The organism is Nocardia transvalensis NBRC 15921, assembly GCF_000308875.1.
Lineage (GTDB): Bacteria > Actinomycetota > Actinomycetes > Mycobacteriales > Mycobacteriaceae > Nocardia > Nocardia transvalensis.
This window is the reverse complement of the sequence record NZ_BAGL01000004.1, coordinates 99,016-114,678: the sequence shown is the minus strand read 5'-3', so window position 1 is coordinate 114,678 and position 15,663 is coordinate 99,016. Positions and strand designations below refer to the sequence as shown.

General features: G+C 68.0%; 16 protein-coding genes. 8 read left to right on the top strand and 8 right to left on the bottom strand.

Translation table 11 applies throughout. From position 1 onward, the window contains the following. Positions 1-105: 105 nt before the first annotated feature. Positions 106-705: a TetR/AcrR family transcriptional regulator gene (locus ON41_RS02905; protein ID WP_040744860.1), complete on the top strand. Its 600-nt coding sequence runs from the start codon at positions 106-108 to the stop codon at positions 703-705. 96 nt (positions 706-801) lie between these two features. Here the strand turns inward: ON41_RS02905 and ON41_RS02900 are convergent, their stop codons facing one another. Together ON41_RS02900 and ON41_RS02895 are read right to left on the bottom strand one after the other, a co-directional pair. Next, positions 802-2,262: a catalase gene (locus ON41_RS02900; RefSeq protein ID WP_040744858.1), complete on the bottom strand. Its 1,461-nt coding sequence runs from the start codon at positions 2,260-2,262 to the stop codon at positions 802-804. A 69-nt stretch (positions 2,263-2,331) separates the two neighbouring features. After that, entirely contained in the window at positions 2,332-2,775 is a 444-nt protein-coding gene (locus ON41_RS02895) for a Fur family transcriptional regulator (RefSeq protein WP_040744857.1), read from the bottom strand. A gap of 530 nt (positions 2,776-3,305) precedes the next feature. On the opposite strand from ON41_RS02895, the gene ON41_RS02890 reads away from it, so the two are divergent. Beyond that, positions 3,306-4,655, top strand: coding sequence for a serine hydrolase domain-containing protein (locus ON41_RS02890; RefSeq protein WP_040744855.1), 1,350 nt, complete (start codon positions 3,306-3,308; stop codon positions 4,653-4,655). A 658-nt stretch (positions 4,656-5,313) separates the two neighbouring features. Here ON41_RS02890 and ON41_RS02885 read toward each other — a convergent pair. The 3 genes from ON41_RS02885 to ON41_RS02875 form a co-directional block, all read right to left on the bottom strand. Further along, the gene (locus tag ON41_RS02885; protein WP_040744854.1) at positions 5,314-6,348 is read right to left on the bottom strand and encodes an aspartate-semialdehyde dehydrogenase; all 1,035 of its coding nucleotides are present in this window, start codon (positions 6,346-6,348) and stop codon (positions 5,314-5,316) included. Between the two features lie 2 nt (positions 6,349-6,350). Further along, entirely contained in the window at positions 6,351-7,616 is a 1,266-nt protein-coding gene (locus ON41_RS02880; protein ID WP_040744852.1) for an aspartate kinase, read from the bottom strand. A gap of 67 nt (positions 7,617-7,683) precedes the next feature. Then, positions 7,684-8,157, bottom strand: a complete 474-nt coding sequence (locus ON41_RS02875; RefSeq protein WP_051160912.1) for an SgcJ/EcaC family oxidoreductase — start codon at positions 8,155-8,157, stop codon at positions 7,684-7,686. A gap of 120 nt (positions 8,158-8,277) precedes the next feature. On the opposite strand from ON41_RS02875, the gene ON41_RS02870 reads away from it, so the two are divergent. Then, positions 8,278-8,733, top strand: coding sequence for a MarR family winged helix-turn-helix transcriptional regulator (locus ON41_RS02870; protein ID WP_040744850.1), 456 nt, complete (start codon positions 8,278-8,280; stop codon positions 8,731-8,733). A gap of 108 nt (positions 8,734-8,841) precedes the next feature. After that, a complete protein-coding gene (locus ON41_RS02865; RefSeq protein ID WP_040744985.1) occupies positions 8,842-9,261 on the top strand; it encodes a secondary thiamine-phosphate synthase enzyme YjbQ in 420 nt (139 codons plus the stop codon). A 297-nt stretch (positions 9,262-9,558) separates the two neighbouring features. Here ON41_RS02865 and ON41_RS02860 read toward each other — a convergent pair whose 3' ends face one another. After that, positions 9,559-10,134, bottom strand: a complete 576-nt coding sequence (locus ON41_RS02860) for a dihydrofolate reductase family protein (protein WP_040744848.1) — start codon at positions 10,132-10,134, stop codon at positions 9,559-9,561. 75 nt (positions 10,135-10,209) lie between these two features. On the opposite strand from ON41_RS02860, the gene ON41_RS02855 reads away from it, so the two are divergent. The 4 genes from ON41_RS02855 (at position 10,210) to ON41_RS02840 (ending at position 12,901) form a co-directional block, all read left to right on the top strand. Continuing rightward, positions 10,210-10,782: a TetR/AcrR family transcriptional regulator gene (locus ON41_RS02855; RefSeq protein ID WP_040744846.1), complete on the top strand. Its 573-nt coding sequence runs from the start codon at positions 10,210-10,212 to the stop codon at positions 10,780-10,782. An 83-nt stretch (positions 10,783-10,865) separates the two neighbouring features. Beyond that, positions 10,866-11,051 (top strand): DUF1918 domain-containing protein, encoded by a 186-nt coding sequence (locus ON41_RS02850; protein WP_040744843.1) that lies wholly within the window; start codon positions 10,866-10,868, stop codon positions 11,049-11,051. Between the two features lie 135 nt (positions 11,052-11,186). Beyond that, complete coding sequence (locus ON41_RS02845; RefSeq protein ID WP_040744841.1) at positions 11,187-11,642, top strand: SRPBCC family protein; 456 nt, start codon at positions 11,187-11,189, stop codon at positions 11,640-11,642. A gap of 47 nt (positions 11,643-11,689) precedes the next feature. Further along, positions 11,690-12,901 (top strand): low temperature requirement protein A, encoded by a 1,212-nt coding sequence (locus ON41_RS02840; protein ID WP_040744840.1) that lies wholly within the window; start codon positions 11,690-11,692, stop codon positions 12,899-12,901. Here the strand turns inward: ON41_RS02840 and ON41_RS02835 are convergent. Further along, a complete protein-coding gene (locus ON41_RS02835) occupies positions 12,898-13,710 on the bottom strand; it encodes an ion transporter (RefSeq protein WP_246460936.1) in 813 nt (270 codons plus the stop codon). The two genes, ON41_RS02840 and ON41_RS02835, sit on opposite strands and share 4 nt — an antisense overlap. Positions 13,711-13,875: 165 nt before the next feature. Then, positions 13,876-15,498 (bottom strand): GMC oxidoreductase, encoded by a 1,623-nt coding sequence (locus ON41_RS02830; protein WP_040744837.1) that lies wholly within the window; start codon positions 15,496-15,498, stop codon positions 13,876-13,878. Positions 15,499-15,663 lie beyond the last annotated feature (165 nt).

The window sequence follows — 15,663 nt, the reverse complement described above, 5'->3', positions numbered from 1 at the left end:
TTCTTTCTCATGAGGTCTCGCATTTTTGACGAGACTGTCAGTCTCGACAACGAGGGTAGCGCGTACGGTATTCCCGCGCAGCGTGGAACGAACGGAGGCGGAGGCGTGGACTCGGATCGCGGACAGGCGGAGACGGCCCGGCCCCATACGGGCCGACGGCGCAACGAGGCGGTTCATCGCGCGATCCTGGATGCCGCGCTGGGCCTGCTGGCCGACTCGCGGGGCGCGCCGATCACCATCGACGCCATCGCCCGCGCGGCGGGTGTCGGCAAGCAGACCATCTACCGCTGGTGGCCGTCGAAGGGCGCGGTGCTGCTGGACGCGCTGCTCCTCACGGCCGACCGGACGGTGCCGCAGCCGGACACCGGCTCGGCCCGCGGCGACCTGCTGGCGATCGTCGAGGCCACTTTCGCCGGGGCACAAGACCTTTCGACCGCCTCCACCCTCCGCACCCTGGTCCGCGAGGCGGCCCACGACCCCCACCTGGCCGAGCTGATGCAGGATTTCACCGCCGCCCGCCGGAAAGCCGTCCGAGACATCCTCATTCGCGGCATCGAACGCGGCGAACTCCCCGACGGCACCGACCCGGACCTGATCGTGGACCAGTTCTACGGCCTGTTCTGGTACCGCTTCCTGCTGGGTCACGCACCGCTGGATCATGCTGCGGCCGAGCAGGTTACGAATTCCCTGCTACCGGCTCAGTGAGGGGATTCCGGCCAAAAGCGTGCCGGAAACATAAGTCTGCCGGAACTACGAAGGCCCGCATCGGGTTTCCGATGCGGGCCTTCGTAGTTGTCGGGCTCAGCCTTCGAGGCCGGCGCGGACGCCGTCCTCGATGCGCTTGCCGAGTTCGGTGTCGACGTTCTTCCAGTACTCGAAGACGCGGCTCAGGACGGGCTCCTGGACGCCGCCGAGGACGTGGCCGACGACGTTGTTCACCAGGCGGTCTCGCTGCTCGTCGTCGAGGACCTCGCGGACGAGGGTGCCGGGCTGGGTGAAGTCGCCGTCCTCGGCGTGCTGGATGTAGCCGGCGCGGACCTGCTTCGGCTCGAAGGCCCAGGTGGCCTCCTCCGGCGCGAGGGACTCGTCGGCGTGCGGGCCGCCGTAGGAGTTCGGCGCGTACACCGGCACCTCGGGCTCGTTGAAGTCGAACCGCATCGCGCCCTCCTTGGAGTAGGAGTTCACCTCCGCGGCCCGCGCCCGGTTCGGCGGCAGCTGCGCGTAGTTCGTGCCGATGCGGTAGCGGTGCGCGTCGGCGTAGGAGAACACGCGGCCCAGCAGCATCTTGTCGGGCGAGTAGCCGATGCCCGGCACGATCGCCGACGGCTCGAACGCGGCCTGCTCGATCTCGACGAAGTAGTTGCGCGGGTTGCGGTTCAGCGTCCAGCGGCCCACCTCGATCAGCGGGTAGTCCTTCTTCGACCACACCTTGGTCAGATCGAACGGGTTGAAGCGGTAGCCCTCCGCCTCGTCGACCGGCATGACCTGCACGTAGACCGTCCAGCTCGGATAGTCGCCGCGCTCGATGGCGTCCCACAGGTCCTGGCGGTGGTAGTCCGGATCGGTACCCGCGAGGCGGTCGGCCTCCTCCTGGGTGAGGAAGTCCTGGCCCTGATCGGTGCGGAAGTGGTACTTCACCCAGAACCGCTCGCCCTGCGCGTTGATCCACTGGTAGGTGTGCGAGCCGTAGCCGTTCATGTGCCGGTAGGTCTTCGGGACGCCGCGGTCACCCATCAGCCAGGTGACCTGGTGAGCGCTCTCCGGGCGCAGGGTCCAGAAGTCCCACTGCATGTTGTGGTCACGAAGTCCGTTGCCCGGCAGCCGCTTCTGCGAGCGGATGAAGTCGGGGAACTTGATCGGGTCCTTGATGAAGAAGACCGGCGTGTTGTTGCCGACGAGGTCGTAGTTGCCGTCCTCGGTGTAGAACTTCACCGCGAAACCGCGCGGGTCGCGCCAGGTGTCGGGGCTGCCCTGCTCACCCGCGACCGTGGAGAAGCGCACCAGCGACTCGGTGCGCGCGCCGGGCTGGAACAGCTTGGCCTTGGTGAAGCGGCTGACATCGTTGGTGACGACCAGTTCGCCGTACGCGCCCGCGCCCTTGGCGTGCACGATCCGCTCCGGCACCCGCTCCCGGTTGAACTGGGCGAGCTTCTCGATGAGGTAGTGGTCGTGCAGCAGGATGGGTCCCTGCGCGCCGGCGGTCAGCGACTCGTTGTCGCTGGGTACCGGGGTGCCGGTGTTGGTGGTGGTCGGCTTGGTCATTCGACGCCTCCTTGGCTGTGAGCATCGCCCCGGATACGGGCTGCCCGGGTCATCTGGATGGAGCGGTGCTTATCGGGCACGCACGGAGTCGGCCGGACGGCAGTCCGGGCACAGCCCCCAATACACGACCTCGGCCTCGTCGATCGCGAAACCGTGCGCGTCGGACGGGTCCAGGCAGGGGGCGCTACCCACGGCACAGTCCACATCCACGACCGTGCCGCAACTCCTGCACACCAGGTGGTGATGGTTGTCGCCGGTGCGGGCCTCGTACAGCGCCGCGGAACCGGCCGGTTCGATACGCCGCAGCAGACCTGTGTTCACGCAGGCGCGCAATACGTCGTAGACGGCCTGCGTGGACACCGAGCCGAGCTGCTGCCGAACCGAGGCTGCCACCCGATCGGCATCCGAATGCGGTTGGGCCACAACCGCGTCCAGCACCGCGACCCGCGGGGCGGTAACCCGCAGGCCGACCGCGCGCAACCGTTCGCGCGGATCGAAACCATCGGTGTGCATGTCTCCAGTTTCCACGTTTTCTGGAGTTAGTCAAGAAAAGACTCAACAGTCTGTACAAATGGCCGCCTGACCGGCGCGTCGCCCAGATCACACCGCCGGGTCCGGAATAGATCCCGGGGTGGCCCCGTTGATACCCCTTGCCGGCGTCGGGACAGCCCCGGGCCTCACCACTTCGTCGCTACGAGCGACCACTCGCCGAGAGGCGCATGTTGGGCGTCGGCACCCGACGGACGCCGCCAGGTCATCCCCCCGACCTGGCGGCGTTTCTCGTCCGCGTCAGGTACGGCGGGCCGGCCTCACGGGCGGCGCTCTCGTCCGCTGCGGGTACCGCGGGCCAGCCCCACGGGCGGCGCTCTCGACCGCTGCGGGTACCGCGGGCCAGCCCCACGGGCGGCGCTCTCGTCCGCTGCGGGTACCGCGGGCCAGCCTCACGGGCGGCGCTCTCGTCCGCTGAACGGGGACGGCGGGTCGCCTTCGGCCGGCGGCGTTTCTTGCCCGTCGAGCGGGGACGGCGGGTTAGCCTGACCGCCATGGGGCGCATCCTCGGCTGGATGGTGGGCGTAACGGTTCTCGCGCTGGTGGCGGGCGGCATCTCCGCCGGGCGCGCACAGGCATCGGCGGGTGACGACGCGCGGTGCGCGGTGAGTTCCGGCCGCGCGTTCGAGCGCGCGGACCCCGAACAGGTCGGGCTCGACGCCGGACGCCTGGAGGCCGCGCTAGCCTTCGCCGCCGACCGGAACCGGCTGAACGTCAAGGTGTTCCGGCACAACTGCCTGATCGGTTCCGGACCGCGCAACGATCGGACCGGCGGCGTCCCGTGGAATATCTGGAGCGTCACCAAGAGCATCGTCTCCCTCGTCGCCGGAATCGCCTGGGACCAGGGCAAACTCGACCTCTCCGCCCCGATCGGCCGCTATCTGCCGCCCGGGCAGGGCGACGCCGCGCATCGCGCGATCACCGTCGAGAATCTGCTCACCGAGACCTCGGGCCTGCACATCGGCACGGTGAACGAGGGTCTCACCGGCGTCGTGCCGATCGATCCCAACAGCGCCGTGCTGGCGCTCGGGGTGCACCTCGATCATCAGCCCGGCACCGAATTCACCTACAGCCAGCGCAATGTCGACCTGCTCAGCTACATCATCGAACTGGCCGTCGGCGAGCCGCTGCAGCAGTTCGCGCAGCGGGAGTTGTTCGACCCGCTGGGTATCGCCCGCGGCGACTACTACTGGGCCCGCGACCGCGCCGGCCACACCTACGGGTACGCGCATCTGATGATCCCGCCCGACGACCTGGCCAAGCTCGGACTGCTGGTGAGCAACGACGGGCAGTGGAACGGCACCGATGTCGTCTCCGCCGACTACCTGCACCGAGCCCTCTCCCCGTCGGCCACCGAACCGTGCTACGGATATCTGTTCTGGCTGGGCGCGGGCTGCGTCGAGATGCCGTCGTTCCTGCCGCGCGACACCTACGAGATGGCCGGGCTCGGTTTGCAGAACGTGTTCGTCATTCCGAGCCTCGGCCTGACCGTGGTGTGGACCGGCGCGTTCGGAAACCGCAGCAGCGGAGGGCCTTCCGGGGTGTTGCAGAATACGACCGAACTCACCCACGAGTTCTTCCGCCGCCTGTTCGCCGCGTTCCACGAACCGCCGGCGCCGGACCCCGGGCCGTACGTGGAGCCGCCCGTGGAACTGGACCCGCGCAACTACTTCGACCCGAACATCACCCTCGCCGTCTTCGGCGTCGGCCCGGATTCCTATCCCGGCTGCACCGTGGTGTCCTGTTCGAGCACCCCGCTCGCGCCGCCGTTCGCGGACCTGCCGCCGGGCTGCCTGCTGGTGACCTGCCTCGGCCCGGATCCGCGGACGCCCGGCATCCACTGACCGGGGTCGTCGGGGCGGGACCTCGCCTCGGCGTCGAGGCGGGCGGCCGCGTGGTTGAGCCAGCTCTGGTAGTAGTCCAGGAAGTCCGGGCCCAGCGACCATTCGCCGCGCCGATGGCCGAGGTAGACCACCCTCCCCCGCGCCGGCCCGGCCACGATCAGGCCGATGAAGTCGCCGTAGCCCACATCACTGATCACCAGGTAGCCACCGCCGGATCCAGGCCCGAGCGGCCCCTGCTCACCCGGCGGAAACGGCCGGGCACAGGCGGTATGGGCGGAGCGGACCATGCGCACCCAGCTCACGCCGCAGTAGGGCCCGGCGCCGACGCCGATATCCGCGAGGAAGGCCCGGAAGTCCCGGGGCAGCGTCCCGCGCATGGCCGCCTCCAAGTCGGCCAGCAGCTCCGGCCGCACCGGCCAGGTGTGGAAGGAGTGCAGTCGCACCCACGGGGGATCGCCGCTGTCGAAAGACCTCGCCGACAACGCGACCCGCCCACGCAGCCAGGCGAGGCGGCCCCGGATCCAGTCCAGCCGCGCACGCAGTTCGTCGTCCATCGATCGATCATCGCGAGTGAACGGCCCTGCGCGCCAACGTCATTGCTCGTGTCGGGGAAAATAACACGAGTTCGCCGACGAATTTACCTCACTGTCACCAACGGTCAGCGCTGACTCAGCAGCACCTCGGCGATCTGAATCGTGTTGAGGGCCGCGCCCTTTCGCAGGTTGTCGCCCGAGACGAACAGGGCCAGGCCGCGGCCGTCCGGAACGCCCTGATCCTGGCGGATGCGCCCGACCAGGGATTCGTCGATACCGGCCGCCTGCAGCGGGGTCGGCACGTCGACCAGCTTCACGCCCGGCGCGGCGGCGAGGATCTCCTTCGCCCGCTCGACCGAAAGCGGTTGCGCGAATTCGGCGTTCACCGACAGCGAGTGCCCGGTGAAGACCGGGACGCGCACGCAGGTGCCGCTCACCGGCAGGTCCGGGAGGCCGAGGATCTTGCGACTCTCGTTGCGCAGCTTCTGATCCTCGTCGGTCTCGCCGGAGCCGTCGTCGACCAGCGAACCGGCCAGCGGCAGCACGTCGAACGCGATCGGGGCGACGTACTTGTTCGGCGCCGGGAACTGGACGGCCGACCCGTCGTGGGTCAGCTTCTCCATCTCCGGGGCGACGGCGCGGACCTGCCCGGCCAGCTCCTCCACACCGGCGAGGCCGCTACCGGACACCGCCTGATAGCTGGAGACGATGAGGCGCGCCAGCCCGGCCGCGTCGTGCAGCGGCTTGAGCACCGGCATCGCGGCCATCGTGGTGCAGTTCGGGTTGGCGATGATGCCCTTGACCAGGTTGCGGGTCTGCTCCGGATTGACCTCGCTGACGACCAGCGGGACGTCGGGATCCTTGCGGAACGCCGACGAGTTGTCGATCACGGTGACACCGGCGGCCGCGAACCGCGGCGCCTGCACCCGCGACATGGTGGCCCCGGCGGAGAACAGCGCGATGTCCAGGCCGCTCGGGTCGGCGGTCTCGGCGTCCTCGACCACGATCTCGCCGCCGCGCCACGGCAACGTCTTGCCGGCCGACCGCGACGAGGCGAAGAACCGCACCTCGTCGGCGGGAAAATCGCGCTCCTCCAGCAGTTTTCGCATGACGGCGCCGACCTGTCCGGTCGCGCCGACCACTCCTACGCGTACACCCACGGTTATCGCCCCGATCCGGCGTGCACGACCGCCACCTCGTCGCCGCCCAGATCGAAGGCCTTGTGCAGCACCTGCACGGCCTGATCCAGCTCGGTGTCCTTGACCAGCACCGAGATCCGGATCTCCGAGGTGGAGATCAGGTCGATGTTGATGCCGTTGACGGCCAGCGCCTCACAGAAGGTGGCGGTGACGCCGGGATGGCTCTTCATACCCGCGCCGACCAGCGACACCTTGCCGATGTGGTCGTCGTAGAGGACCTGGGAGAAGCCGATCTCGCCCTGGCGCTTGGTCAGGAACTCGACGGCCTTGGGGGCATCGGTCTTGGGCAGGGTGAAGGTGATGTCGGTCTTGCCGGTCTCCACCTTGGAGATGTTCTGCAGCACCATGTCGATGTTGATCTCGGCATCGGCGATGGCACGGAACACCTTGGCGGCGTAACCCGGCTCGTCGGGCAGGCCTACCACGGTCACCTTGGCCTCGCTGCGATCGTGGGCGACGCCGGTGAGGATTGCTTGTTCCAAGGGGATGTCCTCCATCCATCCGTAAACGTAGGTGCCCTTCCGGTCCGTGTACGACGAGCGCACGTGGACGGGCACATTGAAGCTTCGCGCGTATTCGACGCAGCGCAGCATGAGCACCTTGGAACCGCAGGCCGCCATCTCGAGCATCTCCTCGAAGGAGACCTGATCCAGCTTCTGCGCGTCCGGGACGATCCGCGGGTCGGCGGTGAAGATGCCGTCCACGTCGGTGTAGATCTCGCAGACGTCCGCCTCCAGGGCGGCGGCCAGCGCCACCGCCGTGGTGTCGGAACCCCCGCGACCGAGGGTGGTGATGTTCTTGCTGTCCTGCGAGACGCCCTGGAACCCGGCGACCAGCACGATCGTGCCCTCGTCGAGGGCGGCGCGCACCCGCGACGGGGTCACGTCGATGATGCGGGCGTTGCCGTGCGCGCCGGTGGTGATCACGCCGGCCTGCGAACCGGTGAACGACTGCGCCTCCGCGCCCAGCGAATGGATGGCCATGGCCACCAGGGCGTTGGAGATCCGCTCGCCCGAGGTCAGGAGCATGTCCAGCTCGCGGGCGGGGGGTGCGGGAGAAACCTGCTGAGCCAGGTCCAGCAGCTCATCGGTGGTGTCACCCATCGCGGAGCAGACGACCACGACGTCGTGGCCCGCCTTCTTCGTCTCCACGATCCGCTCAGCGACGCGCCGGATCCGCTCGGCTGATTCGAGCGAGGATCCTCCGTACTTCTGAACGACGAGAGCCACGGCGGGGTCCTCCAAGATCGACTAGCGGCATTACCAGGAACCAAGAGTACCGACAGCGGTCCACCGGTTATCGATGCACCTCCACGGGCGGCACGGCCGAGGAGGCCATCCGAGCGTCGAACTTCGCGGTCAGCGCGGCCATGACCCAGTGATATTTCGTGTTGTGGAAAGCCGAGATTTCCCATTCGCCGTCGCGCCGGACGAGGACCCAGGTCTGAACCTTCGTATTGCGGGAGTTGCGGCGCTGCTTGCCCTTCACGACCGCGCCCACGCCGTGCACGAGGGCGACGTCGGGACCGAGGAAGCGGACCTGGGTGATGTCGCCGTCGAGGCGCGAGCCCTTCTGGAACTTCTCGAACAGCGGGACGTGGCAGGCCTCGATATCGGCCCGGCCCAGGTGATGGGTGCCCAGGAAGGTCACGTAGTCGGCGTCGGGCGTGAACTCGGCGGCGAAGGCGGCGGCATCACCCGCCGCCCAGGCCGCGTGGACCCGGTCGAGGACGGTGCGGACGGCGAGTTCGTCGGCGTGACGGTCGGTCATCGAAATCTCCTTCATCTTCTTAGATCATCTACTGATCGAATCAATAGTTGATTGAGTAAGATAATGATTGGACGCGCCGATACTGTCAAGACTGAGTTCGAAGGAGAGGAGCGCCGGCGGATGGCGGGTACGAACGATCTGGGTGAGCGGCTGACCCTGGCGGCACAGCGCAACGCGACGGACGCGGTGATGATGCACCAGGCCGTGGCGGACCGGCTCGGCCTGCACGTCACGGATCTGCGCTGCCTGAATCTGCTGCGTCTCGGCGGTCCCGCCACCCCGGGCGAGCTGGCCGCCCGCACCGGCCTGACCACCGGCGCGGTCACCCGGATGATCGACCGGCTACTGAAGGGCGGCTACGTCACCCGCGAACACGACGCCCGGGACCGCCGCCGGGTCATCGTCACCGCCGACGACGGCCGGATCGCGGAGATCGCCCCGCACTACGAATCGCTCGCCAGGGAATTCGAGAAGATCATGAGCGACTACACCCCCGAGCAACTGGAACTGCTGTTGGACCTGTTCGACCGGCTGCACGAGACGTCGCTGCGCGTCACCACGATGCTGCGGGCCTGATTCGTTTCCGGCGTGCTTTCGGCCGGAATCCAGCGGGAGATCCCGGCCGAAAGCGTGCCGGGAAACGAGGAGGCGGGCACGCCGAGGAGCGAGAGGACGGTAGAACTCATGAAGAGCACCGAGATCGAAGTGACCACGGGCAGTCGGGAAGTCGTCCACGACCTCACCCCGCAGTGCGCGGGGTTCGTATGGGAGGCCGCCGGTGGGGGCGACGGTCTGCTGCACATCTTCGTCCCGCATGCCACGGCGGGTGTGGCGCTCATCGAATTGGGCGCGGGGAGCGACGACGATCTGCTGGCCGCGCTGCGCGATCTGCTGCCGGCCGACGATCGGTGGCGGCATGCGCACGGATCGCGCGGGCACGGCCGCTCGCACGTCATGCCCGCGCTGATCGCGCCCTACGCCACCGTTCCGGTACTCCGCGGCGAGATGGCCCTGGGCACCTGGCAATCGGTGGCATTCGTCGACCTCAACGTCGACAACCCGAACCGCCGGGTACGCCTCTCCTTCCTTGCTTCCCCCGACTGACGGGGAAGGATTGCGCCGGAGGGGGCACAGAACGGACCGGATGCACCGGGCGACTGATGAAACGATGCTGAATAGCGTTGTTACGGACTGGCTTTCGCATGGGGTACCGCCTTGATTTGGTGAGTCTCGCTGTTCTCGGCGTACCCGCCTCCTCGTTGTCCCGGCGTGCTTTTGGCCGGGATCTCGCGAGGTTCCGGCCAAAAGCACGCCGGAACAACTGAGGTGGGCGCGTCGCGAAGAAAACGAGGTGGGCGCGTCGCGAAGGAAACGAGGTGGGCGCGTCGCGTCGGAAGGGGACTATGCCCGGGTGAACAGGGTGATCTGAGCCCCGTTGCTGAACTGCTCGCGGTGGGTCGGCCGGAACAGCGCGGGGCGGAAGTTGCCGGAGAGCGCCGATACGCCGCTGCCCGCGATCACGGGATAGCTCTTGAGGACGAGTTCGTCGATCTCGTCGATCAGCGCGCCGGCGAGCATGCCGCCGCCGCACAGCCAGATGTCCTTGCCGTCCTCCTGCTTGAGCCGGCGCACCAGCTCCACCGGATCGCCCTTGACGACCTCGACGTTCGGATGGTCGACCGGGGCCAGCGTGCTGGACACGACGTACTGCTTCATGTGGTCGTAGGGGCTGGCCACGCCGAGCTCGAGCGCGGGCTCGTAGGTGCCCCGGCCCATGATCACCGTGTCCCACGCCCGGTTCGGTTCGTCCACGGCCATCCCGAAGTGCGGGCGGAGATGCGTGGGAAGCGTCTCCGGGAACCGCTCGTTGGCCCAGGCCGTCATGTCGTCGGCCAGCGGGTAGAACTCGACTTCCGCATCAGGCCCGGCGATGTAGCCGTCCAGGGACACACCGACGTAGTAGACGAGCTTTCGCATGTGGTTACCGCCTTGCGTGTAGTACTCTGCTTGAAGTGATTTGAACTGTAGTACTACGGATGGAGTGGTGTCAACATGCGGACTAATCCGGAACGCCGGCAGGCTCTGCTGGACGGGGCGATCGAGGTGCTGGCCCGGGACGGCGCGCGGGGGCTCACCTTCCGCGCGGTGGACAAGGAGGCCGCGGTTCCGGCGGGTACGGCGTCGAACTACTTCGCCAACCGCGACGACCTGCTGACGCAGGTCTGCGGCCGGTACTACGAGCGGCTGCAACCCAGCGCGGACACCATGTCCATGCTCACCGACGCTCCCAAGACCACGGACACGATCACCGAACTGATGACCGAGGTCGTCGAGCGCGTCGCGGGTTTCCGCACGGGCTACCTGGCACAGCTGGAGCTGCGGCTCGAGGCCGTGCGCCGCCCCGAACTGCGGGCGATCCTCACCGAGCGGGTGCGCGCCGACCTGGATTTCAACGTGCGCAACCACCTCGACTCCGCGATGCCCGGCGACGAGACCACGGTCGTCCTGCTGTACCTGGCCCTGAACTGGCTGATTCTCGAAAGCCTCACGCTGCCCGACATCTTCGGCGAACAGCAGCGGCGCGACCTGGTACGGGCCGCCGTGGAGCGAGCGATCGGCGGGTAGCGAGGCCGCGCGCATCGGGGTTCGGGGCTATTCGGCAGTGGGAAGCCTTGTGATGCTCATCACTACGGGCAGATAATGCGGACATGCGAGCGAATGTCGGTGACCGGCTTCTGGTGCACAGCCGCGTGGTGGGCATGCCCGTGCGCACCGGAGAAATCGTCGAGGTGCGCGGCGACGACGGGAACCCGCCGTTCGTGGTCCGATTCGACGACGGGCACGAAAGTCTCATGTATCCCGGACCCGAGTGCGAGATCCGTTCTCATTCCTGACGGAAATTTCTCGCCCGCCCCCGGGCGGTGTCGCGGCGATATTCCAGCGAACCGCCGGCCAAACCATCCGGTTGACGTGCCGTGTGACCCCGGAGACAATCGGCCTGAAGCATTACGGGGAGTGGAGGGCACAGCATGCGCACGAAGACCGACCACCGATTCGTCATCGATATCGATCCCGAACAAGTCATGGAAGCGTTGCTCGCGGTCGATCGGATCCCGGAATGGTCACCGTCGCACAAGGATGTGCGCGTGGCGACATACGACGACTACGGCCGCCCCCAGCGGGTCTACGCCACGGTCACCCCGCTGGGCAACTCCGACCGCCAGGTCCTCGCCTACGACTGCACCGACGATCGCATCGCCTGGGAGGTCGTCGAGAGCGGCGCGGGCGGGGGCGGCCGCGGCTGGTTCGAACTGGACGTGACCGACGAGGGCACCGAGGTCTGGTACCACGCGGAGATCTACCTACCCATCCCCGTGCCGGGCATCCTGATGAAACGCAGCATCGCCCGCGTCAACGAGGAGGCGGTGCAGAACCTGATCGAGTTCGTCGAGAAGTTCAGGTTCGAGAACTACGACGTCGGCTGAGCACCGACCGACGCGACCGCACCGCGGGGAGCTGGCACGATATCCCCATGACCGGTGTGAAACGGCGTCTCCAGGTCGTCTCCGAGGACGCCTCGGTGACCCAGCTGGAGCTGTTCTTCGACCTCGTCCTGGTGTTCGCGTTCACCCAGGTGACCGACCTGGCCGCGCACGAGACGACCGCGGTGAACGTGCTGCGCGCGGTGCTGGTGCTCGCGGTCATGTGGTGGGTGTGGATCGCGTACGCCTGGCTGGGCAACGTGGTCAAGGCCGACGAGGGATTCGCGCGGGTCGCGATGTTCGTGGCGATGGGCGGCGGCCTGATCGCGGCGGAGGTGATCCCCGAGGCCTTCCACGACATGCCCGGCGGCTGGTCCGGTCCGCTGGTGTTCGCGATCGCGTACCTGGTGATCCGGCTGGTGCACCTGATCATGTTCTGGATGGCCAGCGACGAGGACGCGCAGCTGCGCGGGCAGGTGACGCGCTGGGCCACCGGCTCGATCACGCTGGGCACCACGCTGCTGATCATCGCGGCGATGAACGAGGGCACGGCGCAGATCCTGCTGTGGATCGCGGCCATCGTCGGCGACATGCTGTGGACGTTCTTCGCGGGCAACGAATGGCGGGTGAATTCGGCGAGCCACTTCGCCGAGCGGCACGGGCTGATCATCATCGTCGCGCTCGGCGAGTCGATCGTCTCCATCGGCGTCGGCATGGCCGGACTGCCGATCTCCTGGCCGATCGCGGTGGGATCGATACTGGCACTGGCGGTTTCGGGGCTGCTGTGGTGGGCGTATTTCGACGTCGCGGCGACCGTGGTGGAGCACGCGATGACCCATGCCCGCGGCGCGCGGCGCATCCAGATCGCGCGAAACTGCTACACCTACTGGCACTTTCCGATGATCGCGGGCATCATCGCGCTCTCGCTGGGGCTGAAGAAGGTGCTCAACTATCTCGGCGGCGCGCAGGGGCACACGTTGCACGATGTGCTGCACGGGATTCCGTTGTTCGCGCTGTTCGGCGGCGTGGCGCTGTATCTGGTCGCGCTGGTCGGATTCAAGCAGTACGCCACCGGGCAGGTGTCGTGGGCGCGGGTGGTCACCGCGGTCCTGCTGATCGCGCTGATCCCGGCCGGCTCGCACCTGCCGGCGATGGCCGCGCTGGCGCTGCTGTGCGCGGTGCTGGTGGGTCTGACCTGCTGGGAGCTGGTGCGGTACGCGGAGCCGCGCGAGGAGATCCGGCACCCGGCGGCCGAGCACTAGAACCGTCCGGTTCCCTTGTGGTCCACGGTCTCCGGGACCTCCACCCCCTCGCGCACCGCGTCCCGCATCTGATTCACGTTCTCCCGCAGCACATCTCCGATCAGCTCGTCGGTGCGGGGATCGGACAGGGCCTGGAACACGATGCGGAAGCTGATATCGGCGATGGTCCGGATGATCTCCTCGTGGAACGGCAGGTAGCGCACGCGGCCGATCTGCGGATCGTTGCGGATCAGCTCCACGATCATGGCGTCGAGCTCGCCGCGGTTCTCCTCCAGCGCCGCGGCGATATTGCGGGTGTACTGGCCCGCGCGCAGCACCGTCGCGACCTCCTCCAGCACCGCCATCGTCACCGGGCGCTTGATGGCCTCGACGATGGTGCCGACCGAGCGGTTGACCACCGCCGCGGTCACCCGGTCGCCGAAGGCGCGGTCGGCCACCCGGGCGAGCCGGACCAGGATCACCACGATCCGCAGCAGCCGGAAGCCGCGGAAGAACGGGCTGGTCACCGGGATCATGCCCAGGACCTCGTACCAGTACACGAACGGGAAGGTCCACGGCCAGCCCGCGCGGCGCCAGCGCCAGAGGAATTCGACGGCGAAGACCGCGCAGATGGAGTAGTCGATGATCACGAACACGTGATAGGCGTCCGGCGGGGGCGGGAAGAATGTCACCCAGCCGACCAGCACCACCGATACCACCGCGAGCGCCAGCATGAGGAAATCGGTCCACAGCGCCGGCGGCTTGCGCGGAAATTCCTCCGGCGGTGCGCCCGCCGCGGTGCGGTACTGCGACACAGCGATCCCTTCCACATCGAACGGTCCCGCCGAGACTAATGGGTTCTGGCAACCGGCGGGCAGATCTCGAAGCGCGAGCGGATCACGCTTCGCCACCGATGATGTCTCCTACACGCCAGATGTCACAATTGCGCCTCCCGCACACGGCACACCGCACAATCGGTTCGGCGAAATACGAATTCACTTACCGGCGCGCACGATCGCTTCCATATTACGTTCGGCGAGTGCGGTAATCGTGAGCGACGGATTCACCGTGCCGGTACTGCCCGGAACCGCGGCGCCGTCGACGACGTACAGCCCCGGATGTCCCTCGACACGCCCGTAGTTGTCGGTGGCGCGGCCGAGGACGGCCCCGCCCAGCGGGTGGGCGGTGAAGACGGCGTTGGCGTCGTATCCGAGCGGGGTGACGTAGTCGAAGACGGCGCCGGAGCGCTCGGCGATCCGGTGGTCGACGGCGCGGCAGGCCTCCACCACCTGATCCTGCGCGGCGCGCGGCCAGCTCAGCGCGGCGGCGTTGCGGGCGGCGTCGAAGCCTATGCGGGCGCGGGTGGGGTCGAGGACCATGCCGAGCGAGGCCAGCGCGCCGGTCTCCAGTGGGATACCGGGGATGAACCAGCTCTCCAGCGTCAGCGGCATTCCGGAGTCGTCGAAGACGCGGCTGGCGCTCGGCACGCCCTGGCCGGTGCCCGACAGCGAATTGTCGACCCGGGCGAGGACGACGTCGCCGTTGGTGCCCCAGCCGTCCCCGATGTGCTCGTTCAGATGCGGCAGCGCGCCGGTGGCCTGCGCGCGCACCAGCAGTTCGGTGGTGCCGACGGAGCCGGCGCCGAGGAACAGCCGATCGCAGGTCAGGGTGCGGGTGGCCAGCACGGCGCCGGTGGGGGCCAGCTTGGTCACGGTCACCACGTAGCGGCCCGAGGGGTCCTGGGCGATGGTGTCGACGCGGTGGCCGGGGTAGACCCCCGACTTGCCGGTGTCCTGGGCGTATTTCAGGTAGTTCTGGTTGAGATCGAACTTCGCGCCGTTGGAGTTGCCCAGATTGCTGCGCGCGGCGGTCGCGGAAGGCCTACTGGCGCCGGACAATTCGGCGCGCAGGATATCCCAGTTGAAGATGGAGTCGTTGGCCTGCGGCTGGTATCCGGCCTTGCGGGCCTGCTCGTCCCAGCGCCGCGAGTGGCTGAACGGGGCCGCGGCGTACAGATCCGGCGGCAGCGGGTCGAGCCGCAGCTGCTGCCGCACCCGCGGGTAGTACACCCGGTCCATCTCGTCGTAAGCGACTGTGCCACCGAAGATCTGGTCGAACCAGCGCCGCTCGGGGGCGATCATGGCGCCGGTGAAGACGACCGATCCGCCGCCCACCGCCGCGGCCCGCCACACGTCGATACCGGAGAACTCGGTGACGTCGAGGACGCCGCCGAAGGAGCCGAAGTGCATGGGCACCTTGGTGACTCCGGTGAAGCTGGTGCGATGCCAGAAGCCCCGCCCGTCCGGCAGGTCGTCACCGGTGAAGATCTCCCGCTGCGGATCGTTGGGCCAGCGGGATCCGCGCTCCAGCACGGTATTCGCGATGCCCGCCTCGGCCAGCCGCAGCGCGGCCACCGCGGCGCCGAACCCGGAGCCCACGACGATGGCGGGCGAATGCTCGGGCGGATCCGGCAGCGGTGCGAAGATCTCCGGCACCCACCCCCGGAACAGCTCGTCCCAGACCGGATCGGCCGCGGCCGCCCCGGCCCCGTACGCAGCACCCGCCGCGCCCAGCAACGCCGCCGTCCCGGCGGCCTTCATAAAGGCACGTCTGCGCACCCGGACTCCTTCATCAGCATGAACGCGCGCGAGACTACCGGGAGATACCAACGCGCTCAACAGAATCGGGAGTACTCACCACGCAAACAAATAGCCCCTTGCTATAAGCAATGATCAGCTCGACCCGCGTTTTCCGGCGGGCTTTCGGCCGGAATCCACAGGTGA

What these genes read in the sequence shown, in the direction of transcription:
- ON41_RS02840 (WP_040744840.1), top strand. Translation starts at nt 11,690, where the DNA reads ATGACCGGTGTGAAACGGCGTCTCCAGGTCGTCTCCGAGGACGCCTCG.
- ON41_RS02845 (WP_040744841.1), top strand. Translation starts at nt 11,187, where the DNA reads ATGCGCACGAAGACCGACCACCGATTCGTCATCGATATCGATCCCGAA.
- ON41_RS02860 (WP_040744848.1), bottom strand. Translation starts at nt 10,134, where the DNA reads ATGCGAAAGCTCGTCTACTACGTCGGTGTGTCCCTGGACGGCTACATC.
- ON41_RS02850 (WP_040744843.1), top strand. Translation starts at nt 10,866, where the DNA reads ATGCGAGCGAATGTCGGTGACCGGCTTCTGGTGCACAGCCGCGTGGTG.
- ON41_RS02900 (WP_040744858.1), bottom strand. Translation starts at nt 2,262, where the DNA reads ATGACCAAGCCGACCACCACCAACACCGGCACCCCGGTACCCAGCGAC.
- ON41_RS02855 (WP_040744846.1), top strand. Translation starts at nt 10,210, where the DNA reads ATGCGGACTAATCCGGAACGCCGGCAGGCTCTGCTGGACGGGGCGATC.
- ON41_RS02890 (WP_040744855.1), top strand. Translation starts at nt 3,306, where the DNA reads ATGGGGCGCATCCTCGGCTGGATGGTGGGCGTAACGGTTCTCGCGCTG.
- ON41_RS02870 (WP_040744850.1), top strand. Translation starts at nt 8,278, where the DNA reads ATGGCGGGTACGAACGATCTGGGTGAGCGGCTGACCCTGGCGGCACAG.
- ON41_RS02875 (WP_051160912.1), bottom strand. Translation starts at nt 8,157, where the DNA reads ATGACCGACCGTCACGCCGACGAACTCGCCGTCCGCACCGTCCTCGAC.
- ON41_RS02865 (WP_040744985.1), top strand. Translation starts at nt 8,842, where the DNA reads ATGAAGAGCACCGAGATCGAAGTGACCACGGGCAGTCGGGAAGTCGTC.
- ON41_RS02895 (WP_040744857.1), bottom strand. Translation starts at nt 2,775, where the DNA reads ATGCACACCGATGGTTTCGATCCGCGCGAACGGTTGCGCGCGGTCGGC.